The following is an 18,125-nucleotide window of genomic DNA, read 5'->3' as shown; positions in this document are numbered from 1 at the left end:
CTCAGCAGGCCCCAACCCCATCGAAGTCTTCAATGGCTTGGGCAGCGCCTGCTGCCGATTTCTTCCGGTTAACCCCTTCTTTCAAGGCTGTTGCGCATGCTCCTCGCGTCGTTGATTTTCCTGCTGACCATTACGCTGGTGATTTGGCAACCCAAGGGGCTTGGCGTCGGTTGGAGCGCGACGCTCGGTGCGGTACTGGCCTTGTTGAGCGGGGTGGTGCAGGTAGGTGATATTGCGCTGGTGTGGCAGATCATCTGGAACGCCACCGGTACGTTTATCGCACTGATCATCATCAGCCTGTTGCTGGACGAGGCCGGGTTCTTTGCCTGGGCAGCGCTGCATGTGGCCCGATGGGGGCGGGGCAGTGGGCGCAAGCTGTTTGCCTTCATGGTGTTGCTCGGCGCGCTGGTGTCGGCGCTGTTCGCCAATGACGGCGCGGCGCTGATCCTGACGCCGATTGTGATTTCGATGCTGCTGGCGCTGCGTTTTTCTCCGGCGGCGACCCTGGCGTTCGTGATGGGGGCCGGTTTCATTGCCGACACGGCGAGTTTGCCGTTGGTGGTGTCGAACCTGGTGAACATCGTTTCGGCCGACTTCTTCGGCATTGGTTTCAACCGTTACGCGGCGGTCATGGTGCCGGTGAACCTGGTCAGCGTCGCGGCCAGCCTGGGGATATTGCTGTGGTTTTTCCGGCGTGACATCCCGCGTGATTACGATCCGCATCAACTGGATGATCCGGCGAGTGCGATCCACGACAAGGCAACTTTTTATGCCGGTTGGGCGGTGTTGGCGATCCTGTTGCTGGGCTGCTTTGCCCTTGAGCCCTTAGGGATTCCCATCAGCGCGATTTCCGCCGTTTGCGCGGCGTTGTTGCTGGCCGTTGCGGCGTACGGTCACAAGATTTCCACCCGTAGGGTGATGAAAGAAGCGCCGTGGCAGATTGTGATTTTCTCCCTGGGCATGTACCTGGTGGTCTATGGCCTGCGCAATGCCGGGCTGACCGGCTATCTGGCCCAGTGGCTTGACGGCTTCGCCGCCTACGGCGTGTGGGGCGCGGCCATGGGCACCGGGCTGTTGACGGCATTGCTCTCGTCGGTGATGAACAACCTGCCGACGGTGCTGATCGGTGCGTTGTCCATCGACGCCAGCCAGGCCACCGGTGTGGTGAAGGAGGCGATGATCTACGCCAACGTCATTGGCAGTGACCTGGGTCCGAAAATCACCCCAATCGGCAGTCTGGCAACCCTGCTGTGGTTGCATGTGCTGGCGCGCAAGGATATCCGCATCGGTTGGGGGTATTACTTCAAGGTCGGGATTGTGCTGACGGTGCCGGTGTTGCTGGTGACGTTGGCGGCGCTGGCGGTGCGGTTGTCGTTCTAAACCGCGGTGGCTTCTTCGCGAGCAAGCCCGCTCCCACAGGGGAATGCGTTCCAAATGTGGGAGCGGGCTTGCTCGCGAAGGCGACCGTCCAGACACCGTCAAAATCAACCATTGCCCGGCACATCCGGCCAACGGTCCGCCACCAGGAACAGCCGCTCGGCCTCTTCCCATTCACCCTTGGTGTTTTCCGTGAGGCGCACCATCAGTTGCGCCGGCGCCATGGGGTCCAGGGCCAGTCGCCAGGCGTCCAGTTGCTCGGTGCTCCAGGTCTGGTCCGCTGGGTAATGCGCCGGGGCCAGCCAGGCCGCGCGGGGGAGGGGTTGCCAGCGCCCCGGTGGGCGTTGCGCGACGAACGCCGCCCAGTCGCACTGATGCAGCCAACTGCCGCGCAAATGCCTGGGGTGTGCACCGGCTGGCGCTTCGGCATGGCCGGGCCACGGGTAAAGCAGGTAGCCACCCAGCCAGAGCTCGGAACGAAACGACTCGATGCCCGAGGCGTCAATGCCCAGCGCTGCCAGGGCGTCACGGCTTTCCGGGCGCGCCGAGATCGGTAATTGGTGTTCGCGTAGATGGGCCAATTTTCGGTCGAGCCGGTCATGGCTGCCCGGGCCGAGCCACTGCGCCGCATCTTGCCCGTTACCGTCTTGAGGGCCGAGGTAAAGCTTGATGGCCAGTTCCAGGTGATGGATGCCTTCGTCGTCGCGCAGCAGCAGGTCCAACTCGCCCAGAGTATGGCCCTGATGCCGGATCGGCAGGTTCGCGGCGACCAGCTCGATGCCCGGTGCGTGTTGCACCGCAAACTGCCACAGCCTTTCGTAGTACAGGCCCAGGCGCCGGGTCCGGCCCTGGGACAGGCAATGCAGCAGGGGATAGCTGTCGCGGTCCAGTTGCTGCAGCCAGTGTTCGAACCGGTGAGGCTGATGCACCCAGTCACTGCCGGTCAGGGGGTGGCGTTGGGGCCAAGGCGTGTCGATGAGCATCGGCGGGGCCAGGATCGCCCACGCCAGGTCGCGCACCTCGGGATGGCGCAGACGGCGGGGCAAGTCGAGCAATTCTGGAAACAGGATCATTTTGCGAGCATAGCCGCTATGCCGCCAATGCTGTTCATTTCAGGAAAGTAAAGAGCCGTGGCGAGGGAGCTTGCTCCCGCTGGACTGCGAAGCAGGCCCCCTTGGAGCGGCTGCTGCGCAACCGAGCGGGAGCAAGCGCCCTCGCCACAGTGATTCAGGTAAACCTTAAATGAACGGCATTGCCTCATGGTGAAGGCTTAAAGCATTTTGTCTATGGGCCGCTTTCGCCCATAATCGGGTTTTTCGCCCGACGCAGACCCTCGCAGGAGCCCCATGGAGCAATTTCGTAATATCGGCATCATCGGTCGCCTGGGCAGTTCGCAGGTGTTGGACACCGTTCGCCGACTCAAACGCTTCCTCCTGGAGCGGCACCTGCATGTGATCCTCGAAGACACCATCGCCGAAGTCTTGCCCGGCCACGGCCTGCAGACGTCGTCGCGCAAGATGCTCGGCGAAGTCTGTGACATGGTGATCGTGGTGGGCGGCGATGGCAGCCTGCTGGGGGCCGCGCGAGCCCTGGCGCGCCACAACATTCCGGTGCTGGGGATCAACCGCGGCAGCCTGGGGTTTCTGACCGATATCCGCCCCGACGAGCTGGAAACCAAAGTGGCCGAAGTGCTGGATGGCCACTATCTGGTGGAGAACCGCTTCCTCCTGCAAGCCGAGGTGCGCCGTCACGCCGAGGCCATCGGCCAGGGCGATGCCCTCAACGATGTGGTGCTGCACCCGGGCAAGTCCACGCGCATGATCGAATTCGAGCTGTACATCGACGGCCAGTTCGTCTGCAGCCAGAAGGCCGACGGCCTGATCGTCGCCACGCCCACCGGCTCCACGGCCTATGCACTTTCCGCCGGTGGCCCGATCATGCATCCCAAGCTCGACGCTATTGTGATTGTGCCCATGTACCCCCATACCTTGTCTGGGCGACCCATTGTGGTCGATGGCAACAGTGAGCTGAAAATCGTCGTGTCCAAGGATATGCAGATCTACCCGCAAGTGTCCTGTGACGGCCAGAACCATTTCACCTGCGCGCCGGGTGACACCATCACCGTCAGCAAAAAAGCGCAGAAGCTGCGCCTGATCCACCCGCTGGATCACAATTACTACGAAGTCTGCCGGACCAAGCTCGGCTGGGGCAGTCGGTTGGGGGGTGGAGGCGACTGATGCTCGATCCTGCGCGCAGTTACGACCTGATCGGCGACGTGCACGGATGCGCCCTGACCCTGGAACGCCTGTTGGACCGCCTCGGTTACCACAAGCAGGGCGGCGTCTGGCGGCACCCGTCGCGCATGGCGGTGTTCCTGGGGGACATCATCGACCGTGGCCCGCGGATCCGCGAAGCCCTGCACATCGTCCACGACATGGTGGTGGCCGGCCAGGCGCTGTGCATCATGGGCAACCATGAGTTCAACGCCCTGGGCTGGAGCACACCGGCATTGCCAGGCAGCGGCCAGCGCTACGTGCGCGAACACACCCCGCGCCATGCGCGCCTGCTCAACGAAACCCTGACCCAGTTCGAACAGCACCCGGGTGACTGGCATGACTTTCTCAAATGGTTTTACGAGTTGCCGTTGTTTGTCGATGCCCAGCGCTTCCGGGTGGTGCATGCCTGCTGGGACAACGGTCTGATCGAGCCCCTGCGAGGCCTGTTCCCGGACGGCTGTATCGACGAGCATTTCCTCCAGGCCTCGGCAGAGCCGGGCAGTTTTGCCTGCACGGTGTTCGACCGCCTGCTGCGTGGCACCGACATGCGCTTGCCCCATGGCCTGACCCTCACCGGGGGTGACGGTCTGACCCGTTCGTTTTTCCGCACCAAGTTCTGGGAAGACGATCCGCAGACCTATGGAGACATCGTGTTCCAACCCGACGCCTTGCCCGAACCGGTGGCCCGCACGCCGCTGTCGCCGGATGAAAAGAACAACCTGCTGCGCTATGGCGTTCATGAGCCACTGCTGTTCGTCGGTCATTACTGGCGCAGCGGCAAACCCGCGCCGATCCGCGCGAACCTGGCCTGCCTGGATTACAGCGCGGTGCTTTACGGAAAACTGGTGGCCTATCGTCTCGACGCAGAGACCCGCCTGGACCCGCACAAATTTGTCTGGGTCGATGTCGAGCGGCCGGAGGAGTTGCGATGAGCGTCGTAGCGGTCTTGCGCTTGCCCTTGGCCGAGGATTTGAGCGGCTTCGTCAAATTGCTCCAGCGCATGCAGGTGCCCCATCGGGTAAGCGAAGAGGCGGGCGAGCAGGTGCTCTGGGTGCCGGATGAAGTCAGCGAAGACGTGCGCTCGTTGTACGCACGCTTCCCGAGCGGCGATCCCGAGCAACAGTTGGCGTTGCCCGCCACTGGCAGCACGTCGCGACGGCCTGGTTTCGTCGAGCAACTGACCCGCAGCCCGGTCACCGCCCTGGTGTTGCTGCTAAGCCTGATCGTCGGCGCCGTGACGTTGCTGGGGGAAAATCTCGAGACCTTGCACTGGCTGACGTTCCTGGAGTTTCGCGTCGTCGGCGACTATATCCATTTCACGCCCCTGGCCGACAGCCTGGCGGCGGGGCAGTGGTGGCGCCTGGTGACGCCGATGCTGATCCATTTCGGTTTCCTGCACATCGCCATGAATGGCATGTGGTATTGGGAACTGGGGCGGCGGATCGAAGCGCGCCAGGGCGGCATCAACCTGCTGGGGCTGACACTTCTGTTCAGCCTCGTGTCCAACTTCGCCCAATATTTGTTCAGTGGCCCGACCTTGTTCGGCGGCTTGTCCGGCGTGCTCTATGGCCTGTTGGGGCATTGCTGGATCTTTCAACTGTTGGCGCCGAACCCGGCCTATCACTTACCCCGCGGGGTGTTGGTGATGATGCTGGTGTGGCTGGTGCTGTGCCTGTCCGGGCTGATCTCGCTGATCGGCTTCGGCGAAATTGCCAACGCGGCCCACGTCGGCGGGCTGCTCATCGGTTGCTTCACGGGGTTATTGGGCGGGCTGTTCGCTCGTCGTAAAGTGGCCCCCTGACGGGCGCTGTAATATTTGAATAGGCGCGATTGCGCGGAGAACCCATGTCCTCGTTCAACGAAATGATCAAAAACATCACCCCCGATATCTATCAGAGCCTGAAACTGGCGGTGGAAATCGGGAAATGGGCCGATGGCAACAAACTCACCGCCGAGCAGCGCGAATTGTCGCTGCAGGCGATGATCGCCTGGGAGATCCAGAACCTGCCCGAAGAGGAACGCACCGGCTACATGGGCCCGCAAGAGTGCCAGTCCAAAGCCACCCAAGTGCCGAACATCCTGTTCAAGTCGGATGCCATCCATTGATCGAGATTGGCCGCGGTGCAATCAGCAAGATGTCGGCCCGCCTTGACGGGCCGACCGTTCAATACGCCTTTCGCCTGGGCGATACCGAGGTGCCGGTCAATCCGTTGATCGGCAGCACGTTGCGCCTGGAGTTTCTCGGCGCGATCCACTGCAGCCATTGCGGACGCCGGACCAAGACCAGCTTCAGCCAGGGTTATTGCTACCCCTGCATGACCAAGCTGGCCCAATGCGACCTGTGCATCATGAGCCCGGAGCGCTGCCACTTCGAGGCGGGCACCTGCCGTGATCCGGCCTGGGGCGAACAGTTCTGCATGACCGATCATGTGGTGTACCTGGCCAATTCCTCGGGCGTGAAGGTCGGCATCACCCGCGCCACACAGCTGCCGACCCGCTGGCTGGACCAGGGCGCCAGCCAGGCGCTGCCGATCCTGCGGGTCGCCACGCGCCAGCAATCAGGCTTTGTCGAAGACCTGTTGCGCAGTCAGGTGGCGGACAAGACCAACTGGCGCGCATTGCTCAAGGGCGATGCCGTGGCGGTGGACCTGCCCCGGATCCGCGATTCGCTGTTCGAGAGCTGCGCTGAAGGTCTGCAAGGCTTGCAGGAACGATTCGGTCTGCAAGCGATCCAGACCATAGCGGACGTCGAGCCCATCGAGATCCGTTATCCGGTGGAGCAGTACCCGGCCAAGATCGTCAGTTTCAACCTGGACAAGAACCCGATTGCCGAAGGCACGCTGCTGGGGATCAAGGGCCAATACCTGATTTTCGACACTGGCGTGATCAATATTCGTAAATACACGGCTTATCAGCTCGCCGTGCATCAGTAGAAGGACTCGACCCATGCGCACCGAACAACCGAAGATGATTTACCTGAAGGACTATCAGGCGCCCGAGTACCTGATCGACGAGACACACCTGACCTTCGAGTTGTTCGAGGACCACAGCCTGGTCCATGCGCAACTGGTGATGCGCCGTAACCCCGAGCGCGGTGCCGGCCTGCCGCCCCTGGTGCTCGATGGCCAGCAGCTGGAACTGCTCTCGATCAAGCTCGATGACACCGACCTGAATCCGCTGGACTATCAACTGGACGGCAGCCACCTGACCCTGCAACCCAAGGCCCCGGCCTTCACGGTGGACACCACTGTCAGGATCCACCCGGAAACCAACACCGCCCTGGAAGGCCTGTACAAGTCCGGCAGCATGTTCTGCACCCAGTGCGAGGCCGAGGGTTTCCGCAAGATCACCTATTACCTCGACCGTCCGGATGTGATGAGCACGTTCACCACCACGGTGGTGGCTGAACAGCACAGCTATCCGGTGTTGCTGTCCAACGGCAACCCGATCGCCAGCGGTCCCGGCGAAGATGGCCGGCACTGGGCGACCTGGGAAGACCCGTTCAAGAAACCTGCCTACCTGTTTGCCCTGGTGGCCGGTGATCTGTGGTGCGTCGAAGACACCTTCACCACCATGACCGAGCGCACCGTGGCGCTGCGCATCTATGTCGAGCCGGAAAACATCGACAAGTGCCAACACGCCATGACCAGCCTCAAGAAGTCGATGCGCTGGGATGAAGAGGTCTATGGCCGTGAGTATGACCTGGACATCTTCATGATTGTCGCGGTCAACGATTTCAACATGGGCGCCATGGAAAACAAGGGCCTGAACATCTTCAATTCCAGCGCGGTGCTGGCCCGCGCCGAGACCGCCACCGATGCGGCGCACCAGCGGGTCGAGGCGATCGTTGCCCATGAGTATTTCCATAACTGGTCGGGCAACCGCGTGACGTGCCGTGACTGGTTCCAGTTGTCCCTCAAGGAAGGCTTCACCGTGTTCCGCGACGCCGGTTTTTCGGCCGACATGAACTCGGCCACGGTCAAGCGTATCCAGGACGTGGCGTACCTGCGCACTCATCAGTTTGCCGAAGACGCCGGTCCCATGGCCCACCCGGTGCGCCCGGACAGCTTCATCGAGATTTCCAACTTCTACACCCTGACCGTGTACGAAAAAGGTTCGGAAGTGGTTGGCATGATTCACACCCTGCTGGGCGCCGAGGGCTTTCGCAAGGGCAGCGACCTGTACTTCGAGCGCCACGACGGCCAGGCCGTGACCTGCGATGACTTCATCAAGGCCATGGAGGATGCCAATGGCGTCGACCTGGGCCAGTTCAAGCGCTGGTACAGCCAGGCCGGCACGCCACGGCTGGCGGTCAGCGAGTCCTACGACCCGGCGGCCCGGACCTACAGCCTGACCTTCAGTCAGAGCTGCCCACCGACCCCGGACAAAATGGAAAAACTGCCCTTCGTGATTCCCGTGGAGCTGGGGTTGCTGGACGGCAAGGGCGCTGAAATGCCTTTGCGTCTGGCCGGTGAAGCGGCGGCACAGGGTACCTCCCGGGTGATCTCGGTGACTGAAGCCGAGCAGACGTTCACCTTTGTCGATATCGCCGAACAACCCCTGCCATCGCTGCTGCGTGGCTTCTCGGCGCCGGTGAAGCTGAGCTTCCCGTACAGCCGCGACCAGTTGATGTTCCTGATGCAGCACGACCGCGACGGCTTCAACCGCTGGGATGCCGGCCAGCAATTGTCGGTGCAAGTGCTACAGGAACTGATCGCCCAGCATCAGAAAGGTGAAACGCTGGTGCTGGACCCGCGTTTGGTCAGTGCGTTGCGCACCGTACTGTCGGACGAATCCCTGGACCAAGCCATGGTCGCGGAAATGCTCTCGCTGCCTGGCGAGGCTTACCTGACGGAAATCAGCGAAGTGGCCGACGTGGAGGCGATCCACGCCGCCCGTGAGTTTGCCCGCAAACAACTGGCGGAGAATCTGTTCGAAGCCTTGTGGCTGCGTTATGAAGCCAACCGCGACCTGTCCAAGCGCACACCGTATGTGGCCGAGGCCGAGCATTTCGCCCGTCGCGCCTTGCAGAACATCGCGCTGTCGTACCTGATGCTCACCGACAAACCCGAGGTGCTCAGTGCCACCCTGGAGCAGTTCGACACCGCCGACAACATGACCGAGCGTCTCACGGCGCTGGCGGTGCTGGTCAACTCCCCATTCGAAGCCGAGAAAGCCAAGGCCCTGGAAGTGTTCGCGGAAAACTTCAAGGGCAACCCGCTGGTCATGGACCAATGGTTCAGCGTCCAGGCCGGCAGCCCGCTGCCGGGTGGGTTGGCGCGGGTCAAGGCGCTGATGGAGCACCCTGCGTTCAATATCAAGAACCCGAACAAGGTACGGGCGCTGGTCGGCGCATTCGCCGGGCAGAACCTGATCAACTTCCACGCTGCCGACGGTTCGGGTTATCGCTTCCTGGCGGACCTGGTGATCCAGCTCAATGGCTTCAACCCCCAGATCGCCGCACGGCAACTGGCGCCGCTGACCCGCTGGCGCAAATACGACAGCGCCCGCCAGGCGCTGATGAAAGCCGAACTGGAGCGCATCCTGGCGTCCGGCGGGCTGTCGGCCGATGTGTTTGAAGTGGTGAGCAAGAGCCTGGCGTAACCTTGATGCCGCGGTCTGCCACCAGACCGCGGTGCCTTCATCGCGAGCAAGCTCGCTCCCACATTTGATCTTCGGCGGATGCAATACTTGTGTTCACCGCGCATCGAATGTGGGAGCGGGCTTGCTCGCGAATGGGGCGCCACCATAACTGGCCTTGAAATGCGCTCCAATCACCCTGCCGAATACCCCTTCATTCACCCCCAGCCGCACCCCCTACGGTTAACAAAAGATAACGTGGCGTCGATTGTCAGACCTTTCCAAAGCCCGATAGGATAGGTCAGCTTCCGAAGTGGCTCTAGATTGCAGGTTTCAGGACTATGCTCCAGAACAGTCAATCACGATGAGCCCGCTTACGGCGCCCTGAAGGGTTGAATGACCTAACAATAATAATGGGGGAAAGGTCTATGAATGAGCCTGTCATGGCTGTGGGCCGCTGCCGGCCGCCGGTACTGCGCCGAGTCGCGTTGCTGGTCTCGGCGCTCTCGCTGCTGGGCTCTGCCGTGTTGTCGGCACCGGTGATGGCTGTTGCGGCGTCGACATCCGATGTCATCTATTCCGTCGAGTCGGCCAAGGCCAGCAAAACCCTGATGCTCGATGTGGTCCATGCCGGCAAACGCCTGGTAGCGGTCGGTGATCGCGGTCACATTGTCTATTCGGACGACCAGGGTGGTTCCTGGACTCAGGCCAAGGTGCCGACCCGGCAGTTGCTCACCGCAGTATTTTTCGTCGATGACCAACACGGCTGGGCCGTGGGGCACGACGCACAGATACTGGCCAGCGAAGACGGTGGCGCCACCTGGACCAAACAATTCGAAGACCTGGCGCGTGAGGCGCCGTTGCTTGACGTCTGGTTCAAGGACGCCAACAACGGCTTTGCCGTGGGCGCCTACGGCGCGTTGTTCGAAACCAGCGACGGCGGCAAGCATTGGGCAGACGTCGGTGATCGCCTCGACAACGAAGACCAGTTCCACCTCAACGCGATCGCTGCGGTGAAAGACGCCGGGCTGTTCATCGTCGGTGAGGCCGGCAGCATGTTCCGCTCCACCGACTGGGGCCAGACCTGGGAAAAGGTCGAAGGCCCTTACGAAGGCTCGTTGTTCGGCGTCATCGGCACCGCTCAGCCGTCAACGCTGCTGGCCTACGGCCTGCGCGGCAACCTCTACCGCTCCACCGATTTTGGTAGCACCTGGGAGCAGGTCGAGCTCAAGGCCACCCGCGGTGCCCTGGAATTCGGCCTGTCCGGGGCCACGCTCTTGCCAGATGGCTCCATCGTCATTGTCGGCAACGGTGGCAGTGTGGTGCGCAGCAGCGATGACGGCGTAACCTTCAGCGTATTCAACCGCCCGGATCGGATTTCCGTGGCGGCCGTCACGGCGGCGGGCAACGGCAATCTGATCCTGGCAGGACAGGGCGGCGTTCACGCCACCACTCCCACCGGCGCTGAATTGAGCAAATGAGCCGCAAACATCCGGCGGGCACAATAACAAGAAGGCGGACCCCATGAGCAGTCATCACCAAGACAAGGCGACGTTCCTCGAACGCCTGATTTTCAACAACCGCCCGGCAGTGATCGTCATTTGCCTGCTGGTCAGTATTTTCCTGTTCTGGCAAGCCACGCTGATCCGGCCGTCCACCAGTTTCGAAAAGATGATCCCCCTTGAGCACCCCTTCATCGAGAAGATGCTCGAACACCGCAATGACTTGGCGAACCTGGGCAACACGGTACGGATTTCCGTGGAGGCCACCAACGGTGACATTTTCTCCAAGGATTACATGGAGACCTTGCGCCAGATTCATGACGAGGTGTTCTACATTTCCGGCGTCGATCGCTCCGGCCTCAAGTCGTTGTGGAGCCCGAGCGTGCGCTGGACCGAAGTGACGGAGGAGGGCTTTGCCGGCGGCGAGGTGATTCCCCAGAGCTATGACGGCTCGGCCGACAGCCTCGACCTGTTACGCAACAACGTGCTCAAGTCCGGCCAGGTCGGGCGCCTGGTGGCCAACGATTTCAAATCGAGCATCATCGATATTCCGCTGTTGGAGTCCTATCCTGACCCGCAGGACCAGGGCAAGCTCCTGGCCCTGGATTACCAGAAGTTCTCCCACGAACTCGAAGACAAGATCCGCAACAAGTTTGAAGCCCAGAACCCCAACGTGAAGATCCATATCGTGGGCTTCGCCAAGAAGGTCGGTGACTTGATCGACGGCCTGACCATGGTGGTGATGTTCTTTGGCGTGGCCTTCGTCATTACGCTGGTGCTGCTGTACTGGTTCACCAACTGCATGCGCAGCACCATTGCGGTCTTGAGCACCACGCTGGTGGCGGTGGTCTGGCAGTTGGGGTTGATGCACGCCGTCGGTTTCGGGCTCGACCCTTATTCGATGCTGGTGCCGTTTTTGATCTTCGCCATTGGTATCTCCCACGGCGTGCAGAAAATCAACGGAATCGCGTTGCAATCCAGCGAAGCGGACAACGCCCTGACGGCGGCGCGGCGAACATTCCGTCAGTTGTTCCTGCCGGGGATGATCGCGATCCTGGCCGATGCCGTCGGTTTCATCACCTTGCTGATCATCGATATCGGCGTGATCCGGGAGCTGGCCTTTGGTGCATCCATCGGCGTGGCGGTGATTGTGTTCACCAACCTGATCCTGTTGCCGGTGGCGATTTCCTATGTCGGCATCAGCAAGCGAGCCATCGAACGCAGCAAGAAGGATGCGACGCGTGAGCACCCGTTCTGGCGCCTGCTGTCGAAGTTTGCCAGCGCCAAGGTCGCGCCGGTGTCGATCGTCCTGGCCTTGATCGCCTTTGGTGGCGGCCTCTGGTACAGCCAGAACCTGAAGATCGGTGACCTGGACCAGGGCGCGCCGGAGCTGCGTCCGGACTCGCGTTACAACAAGGACAATAACTTCATCATCAGTAACTATTCCACCAGCTCCGACGTATTGGTGGTGATGGTCAAGACCAAGGCTGAAGGCTGCTCACGCTATGAAGCCATGGCCCCCATCGACGAACTGATGTGGAAAATGCAGAACACCGAGGGGGTGCAGTCGGCGATCTCCCTGGTCACCGTGTCCAAGCAAATGATCAAGGGCATGAACGAGGGCAACCTGAAGTGGGAAACCCTGTCGCGCAACCCTGACGTGCTGAACAGCTCCATTGCCCGGGCCGATGGCCTGTACAACAACAACTGCTCCGTGGCCCCGGTGTTGGTATTCCTCAACGACCACAAGGCCGAAACCCTGGACCGCGCCGTGAAGGTGGTGCAGGAGTTTGCCAAGGAAAACAATCGCGATGGCCTGGAGTTCATCCTCGCCGCCGGTAACGCCGGCATTGAAGCGGCGACCAACGAAGTGATCAAGGAATCGGAACTGACCATTCTGATCCTGGTGTACATCTGCGTGGCAACCATGTGCATGATCACCTTCCGCTCCTGGGCGGCGACGCTGTGCATCGTGCTGCCGCTGGTGCTGACGTCGGTGCTGGGCAACGCGCTGATGGCCTTCATGGGGATTGGCGTGAAGGTCGCGACGCTGCCGGTGGTGGCGCTTGGCGTGGGGATCGGCGTCGACTATGGCATCTACATCTACAGCCGCCTGGAAAGCTTCCTGCGGGCCGGTTTGCCGTTGCAAGAGGCGTACTACCAGACGCTGAAGTCCACCGGTAAGGCCGTGCTGTTCACCGGCCTGTGCCTGGCCATCGGTGTATGCACCTGGATCTTCTCGGCCATCAAGTTCCAGGCAGACATGGGCTTGATGCTGACCTTCATGCTGCTGTGGAACATGTTCGGCGCGCTGTGGCTGTTGCCGGCGCTGGCGCGGTTCCTGATCAAACCGGAGAAGCTGGCAGGGCAGAAGGGCAATTCGTTGTTTGCCCACTGATGAGGGGCAGTCCTAGGGAAAACCAATGTGGGAGCGAGCTTGCTCGCGATAGCGGTGTGACAGTCAATGAAGGTATTGAATGTCCGTCAGCCATCGCGAGCAAGCTCGCTCCCACAGGTTTTTTCTCGCGCTCAGCGACTGATCACTCCAGCCTGCAAGCCCTGGCCATCAAGGCGCCAAGGGCAAGAACTTGCTCTGCGCCAACGACTTGCTAAGCTGCCCTCGATGCACATTCACCACCGCATAAGGGCTATCGGCCTTGGCGAGCAGGGAGTGGTAGTGCTCCCGGCGCTGCTCCTTGGTCTTCAAATGCGCGACGCTGTAGTCAGCCTTCGGTGTGTCAGCCGTTTCGTAGTGGAAATGGGCATACCAGAGGGGAAAGCCCTCACGGTCGTTGATGGCGTATTCCTGGAGAAAATCCTTACGGTTTCCTTTCAAAGCCTGGCGATCACCGAGCCGTGCGACTTGTATCAGGTTCTTTTCGAACAGGAACCGAAGGTTGCCGTCGGTAGGCGGCAATTGCAGGCTCAATTCGGTGCGCAGGGCACTGCCTTTGGTGGTCAGGCTGGAGACTGCGTCTGACAACTGTTGGCTCAGTGCCTCGTCTGCCGGGGTACGCGGGGTTTGCGCTGCGGTGAACGCCCGGTCGAGCTCCTCGCCAAGCTTGCGAAACCTGCTCGCCTCATTGTTCAAGATCTCCTCGATTTCCTGAGGATGGCGGCAGTGTTTCTTGTAGCTTTCAGCGCGGTGCAGACGTGCGTCCAGCTCATCGAGCAGTTTTCGCGCATCGGCCTTGATCGCCTTGACCGATCTTGTCTCGGGTGCCGGGGCGGGTCGGCGTACATCGACGACATCCCAGACATCGTCGTGGCGTGAATAGGTGGCGAGAACCTCGTCATCGATTTGTGAACGCATTTCGACGACTTCAATCGGCAGGGATGTGCCCGCCGGTTTCAGGTCGCCAATCAGGACGCCATTGTGGCGGGTCCTGATCAGTTTTTTCTGTGCGTGTGCGACAGCTGTCCTGGAACGTTTCGGCGGGCGTTTGCGCGGTTTTGGCTCGGGTTTGATTTCGGCGGCGAGTCTCCCCGACACCTCTTGGTAGAGACTGTCGACCAACTTGACCAGCCTGTCGAAATAGGACTCGTGGATATCGTCGGGGTAGAGGGTCTTGACCCCTTGCAAGGCATCCAGGGTCTTGCCATAGCGCTCGGTCAGGCTTGTCAGAATTTCGAGTTGTTCCTGTGGCGTAAGCTCGTACAGCCGTAGCTCGCTGTGGGAGCGTGTTTGTTCCCCCAGCGGTATGACGATGCGAAGCAGGACGCCGGGCAGGTCCGATTGGGGGTTTTTGATCGACAACATGGGAAGTGTAGAAAGTTGCAATGCTTTGCGGCCGATGGCATTTGATTCGTTCAACGGACGGTCTCTGGTCAGGCGTTCGAACGCTTGTGCGCCATCGGCATCGAAGTTCAAGAGGCGCTCAAGGTATTCATCCTTGAGTTCCAGCCAGTAGATCGCTCGATCATTGATGTCACTCATGAGGTCGAGGAACTTCATATAGTCCTGCATGTGGTGGGTGAGGACTTCCCGGACATCGCTTTCTGCTCGAAACCTGGAGTCCCTGTTCTTGGCGGCCAGGTAATCCATTTCGGTGACCACGAAGGCCTTACGGGCATTGTTGATCACGTTTTCAAAGAGTCCGCGCATGTACTTAGGTGTAAGCCCAATGCCCAGGCTGGCGCGTTCGGGCGCGCTCTTCAGCAGCTTCAAGTAAATCTCGGTCTGTTCTTGGAGCAGGTCGTGGAATGTTTTGCGTTTCGGCGCTCGCTGCGCTTCGGAGTAAGCGCTTCCCTCCTCGAGTTTTGTCATCACTTGCTGGGCCACGTCGAGGGCTTTTTGTCGATCGGCTTCCTGCGCAACCCATTGGTTGAGTTCCGCGGTCAACTCCTTGGTGCGTTGCAGATTGAGGTCGCGCTGTGCTTGCATCCGTTTGGGGGGCGCACCGCCCAGCAGGCGCAGGCGCAGATCCAGGGACCAGCGGCCCTGGCTGTCGGCTTTCAACGGCGGCCCGTTCCGGCTGGGGTCGAGTGGGTCGACGATGGTCGCGCTGCCGTCCACTTCAGGGTTGACCTGATACAGGACGTCTTCCACCTCGGCATGCCATTTTTTGTCGATCACGTACAAACCCTTGTACGGGCCATAACCGATGGGCTCGGGCATTGCCGGAGGGCGCGGTGCCTGCAAGCGCAGCAGCCGGGTGCGTTGTTCTGCAGTCAGGCGTTGGCCGGCGCTGGCGAAGCTGAAGTCCAGGCGTCTACTGGCGGCTTCGGCGTGGGCGCCAGGCACGGCGATGGTTCCCTCCACTACGGTGGGTGGTGTCGGCGCGGGCCACTGCTCGGCAACGGTGCGTGGCGCCGGGGGACGCATGGCTTGCTCCTTCAGCGATGGGGCCAGCGCCGCACGGGTGACCGGCGCATGCCCGGTGGGCAGTTGGCTCACCAGCATGGCCAGATTGACGAGCAGGTCGACGGCGGCAAGCTCTCGTGCCACCGGATCCTCGCTGATCAGGGCCGGAATGTCCTGTTGGGCGCTGGCCATCAGGTTCCATAGCCAGACGGTGGTCATGGCCGGGCCGCGCAATAAAGGGAACAGCAAGGTGTTGAACAACAGACCGCCGCCGTGAAGCAACACGGCCCAGCGGCTCTCGCTATTGGACACCGAGTCCCGGTCGGCCTGGGCGACCAGGGCCTGGGCATTGCAGCCATAGAGGTACTGCATCAGTTCGCCGTTGTGCAGCGCTTGCAGCAATTCGCCGTGGGTGTCCGCAGTGGCGAGTGTGGCGGGGGCGGGTTTGTCGGGAACACTGAACTCATCACCGGGGAAGAACCGTACGATGTGTGGCTCCAGGAAACCGCCGTTGGCGTACACCGGGCGTGCGGCGTCGGACAGCCAGGTCAGGACGCTGTTCTGCAGGTCCCCGGCGGCGGCAATGGCCTGAAGCATCGCCTCCCGTGTCGGGAATTCTTGCAGCGCAGGGGCGTAAAGCGGCCGATACAGCAGGTGCGGGCCGGTGGTGGTGTCCTGCGCTTCGATAAGGAACATGTTGGTCACGATGTCGGGCTGGGCTTGGGGTTTGCGCAGCAAACCCAGGTGGCGAATGACCACCGGGCGACCGTTGAGTTGTTGGCTCGCCGCGTCAGGCTGGAGAACGGCTTCCAGCAGGCGCAGGCCTTGGAGGGTCATGCCGTTTTCGTGGTCCAGCCGCTGTTTCAGCGCTTCGAGGGCCAGTTGCGCAGGGATCTGTTCGGCGAACATCCGTTGACGGTTCTTTGCCTGGGGCGAGCTACCGAGCAGGTGCAGTTGCAGGTAGCGAGGATAGGTCGTGCCAATGTCGACCTGTTCGACCAGCCCGGTCACGAAGTCCGGGGTCAACCAGGCCGGCAACGTCAGGCCCAAGCGATGGCTGAGGGTGAAGTGGCCGCTGGGGCGGCCGACGAGATTGTGGATGGCCAGTTCGGTCAGGCTCATCTGTCGCTTCTCGCTGAGGCCGATGGTCCCGGGATAGCCGGCGGAAACGGTGAAGTTCAGCAGTACATCGTCGGGCTGGTATTGACCCGATGACACTTTGTCCGGGCTGCTGTCGTTCGTCTGCCCCATGGAACTGGACAAGGCGCTGGCGGTGAAGGCCTTGATGTCCTCGATGCCGCTGAGGAAGGTCTGGCCCTGATGGCGTTTTTTGGCGCTGGCCAGGGCCAGGCTGTAGTGCTGGAGCCGTGTCTGGTCGGCGATGGCGGCTTTTTTCAGCCAGCGGGGCAACAAGGGGGTCAGGCGTGCCGAGGTTTGCGCTGAGAGTCGGGGGGCTTCCAGCAGGTAGCGGGCCGGGTCGCTCAGGTCGTTATAGAGGTTCTTCAGGTTTTGCAGGCCGATCCCTGTGGGCAGCTGTACCGCTTTCAGGTCGGCCAATTGTTGCTCCAGCAGCATCGCCGCCTGGCTCTCGAAAACGTTGCCGCTTATCTCGTAGCGCTGGCAGGTGAGGGTGTCGACGGTATAGCGGCTGGCGATCGAAGCGCCCCAATGCTGATTGAAGGCGTCCAGGGAGGCAAAGGATTGCACGGGGCTGCCGGGGCGGGACAGGAGGAACTCGGTCGCGCCTTGCGCGGTGCGAACCAGAAGAATCTCGCTGCCGACCCGTACGGTGCTGGTGGTGCCCCGGGTGAGCCGGGTTTCCAGGCTGTAGGCGTACACAGGCGTCTGTGGATTGAGACAAAAGCGCCGCTTGCGGTCCGGCCAACGGACGACCTGGTCAAGCATCTCGCGTGCCGTATCAGCGAGGCCGGGCTGTTGCAGCCCGCGGATGCTCAGCATGTTCCTCAACACATCGCTAAGCCAGCTCCAGCGGTTGCTGCGGCCATTCGTATCAGTTGCGTCAATGGTGTCGCCCCAATAACGGACCAGCGCATCCTCCAGTCCAAGCGGTACGCTCCAGGCCAGTTCCAGCAGCGATGTCTTGATGACCTGGATGTCCACTTCCTGGTTGCCTGTCCGGAGACGGCGCGGTGGGGTGTCGGAGAGAAAACAATCCAGGTTGCCCCGTGGGCTGAAATCCACGGGTGTGCCAACGGCCAGGTGATCGAGCACCACGGGCATGAACGGCTGGAACTGCCAGGCACGTCCGGTGCCGTCCGGAGTCGCCAATTTGACGGTGGAGAGGTCGATGTCCAGCCAGGGGTATGTTCGCTTGAGAGCCTGTTCGAGCATGCGTTGCGCGATCTGTTCGAAGGTCGGGTGACTGGCGAATTGCAGGCTGACGCTTTGTGTCAATGCGGGGATGGCATCTACAGAGGAAGGGGCGGTCATGAGAAGTCCTTTTCACAAAACATGGCCGTCGGAATGACGGCGAGAAAAAGTATCGACTTCTCGGTCCGGTGCGGGTGGTACATAAATACCACCCTGCTACAGAGCGGTTGTGTGAGGCCTCTTCGGTGGCATCGG

General features: G+C 61.3%; 11 protein-coding genes. 9 read left to right on the top strand and 2 right to left on the bottom strand.

The annotated features are described in order from the left end of the window. Positions 1–96 precede the first annotated feature (96 nt). Entirely contained in the window at positions 97–1,380 is a 1,284-nt protein-coding gene (locus AAIS01_RS06590; protein WP_343468337.1) for an arsenic transporter, read from the top strand. A 104-nt stretch (positions 1,381–1,484) separates the two neighbouring features. On the opposite strand, the gene AAIS01_RS06585 is transcribed toward AAIS01_RS06590, so the two are convergent. Next, entirely contained in the window at positions 1,485–2,450 is a 966-nt protein-coding gene (locus AAIS01_RS06585) for a DUF1853 family protein (protein WP_343468336.1), read from the bottom strand. Between the two features lie 273 nt (positions 2,451–2,723). Here AAIS01_RS06585 and AAIS01_RS06580 point away from each other — a divergent pair, with 273 nt between their 5' ends. The 8 genes from AAIS01_RS06580 (at position 2,724) to AAIS01_RS06545 (ending at position 13,133) form a co-directional block, all read left to right on the top strand. Beyond that, complete coding sequence (locus AAIS01_RS06580) at positions 2,724–3,614, top strand: NAD(+) kinase (protein WP_003202709.1); 891 nt, start codon at positions 2,724–2,726, stop codon at positions 3,612–3,614. Next, a complete protein-coding gene (locus tag AAIS01_RS06575) occupies positions 3,611–4,585 on the top strand; it encodes a metallophosphoesterase (RefSeq protein WP_343468366.1) in 975 nt (324 codons plus the stop codon). The genes AAIS01_RS06580 and AAIS01_RS06575 overlap by 4 nt, the downstream gene beginning before the upstream one ends. Beyond that, on the top strand, positions 4,582–5,454 hold the full coding sequence (locus AAIS01_RS06570) for a rhomboid family intramembrane serine protease (protein WP_343468335.1): 873 nt from the start codon (positions 4,582–4,584) through the stop codon (positions 5,452–5,454). The genes AAIS01_RS06575 and AAIS01_RS06570 overlap by 4 nt, the downstream gene beginning before the upstream one ends. Before the next feature lie 44 nt (positions 5,455–5,498). Further along, positions 5,499–5,759, top strand: a complete 261-nt coding sequence (locus AAIS01_RS06565) for a YeaC family protein (RefSeq protein WP_092398554.1) — start codon at positions 5,499–5,501, stop codon at positions 5,757–5,759. Continuing rightward, entirely contained in the window at positions 5,756–6,586 is an 831-nt protein-coding gene (locus AAIS01_RS06560; RefSeq protein ID WP_343468334.1) for a DUF2797 domain-containing protein, read from the top strand. The genes AAIS01_RS06565 and AAIS01_RS06560 overlap by 4 nt, the downstream gene beginning before the upstream one ends. Before the next feature lie 13 nt (positions 6,587–6,599). Further along, positions 6,600–9,257 (top strand): aminopeptidase N, encoded by a 2,658-nt coding sequence (gene pepN / locus AAIS01_RS06555; protein WP_343468333.1) that lies wholly within the window; start codon positions 6,600–6,602, stop codon positions 9,255–9,257. A gap of 404 nt (positions 9,258–9,661) precedes the next feature. Next, a complete protein-coding gene (locus tag AAIS01_RS06550) occupies positions 9,662–10,714 on the top strand; it encodes a WD40/YVTN/BNR-like repeat-containing protein (RefSeq protein WP_343468332.1) in 1,053 nt (350 codons plus the stop codon). 43 nt (positions 10,715–10,757) lie between these two features. Beyond that, positions 10,758–13,133, top strand: a complete 2,376-nt coding sequence (locus AAIS01_RS06545) for an efflux RND transporter permease subunit (protein WP_343468331.1) — start codon at positions 10,758–10,760, stop codon at positions 13,131–13,133. Positions 13,134–13,301: 168 nt separating this feature from the next. Here the strand turns inward: AAIS01_RS06545 and AAIS01_RS06540 are convergent, their stop codons facing one another. Further along, complete coding sequence (locus tag AAIS01_RS06540) at positions 13,302–17,990, bottom strand: dermonecrotic toxin domain-containing protein (protein ID WP_343468330.1); 4,689 nt, start codon at positions 17,988–17,990, stop codon at positions 13,302–13,304. Positions 17,991–18,125: the final 135 nt, after the last annotated feature.

This window comes from Pseudomonas halotolerans, from assembly GCF_039581215.1.
Classification (GTDB): domain Bacteria; phylum Pseudomonadota; class Gammaproteobacteria; order Pseudomonadales; family Pseudomonadaceae; genus Aquipseudomonas; species Aquipseudomonas tehranensis.
Note: the sequence above shows the minus strand (reverse complement) of the source record. Positions and strands in the feature narration are given on the sequence as shown.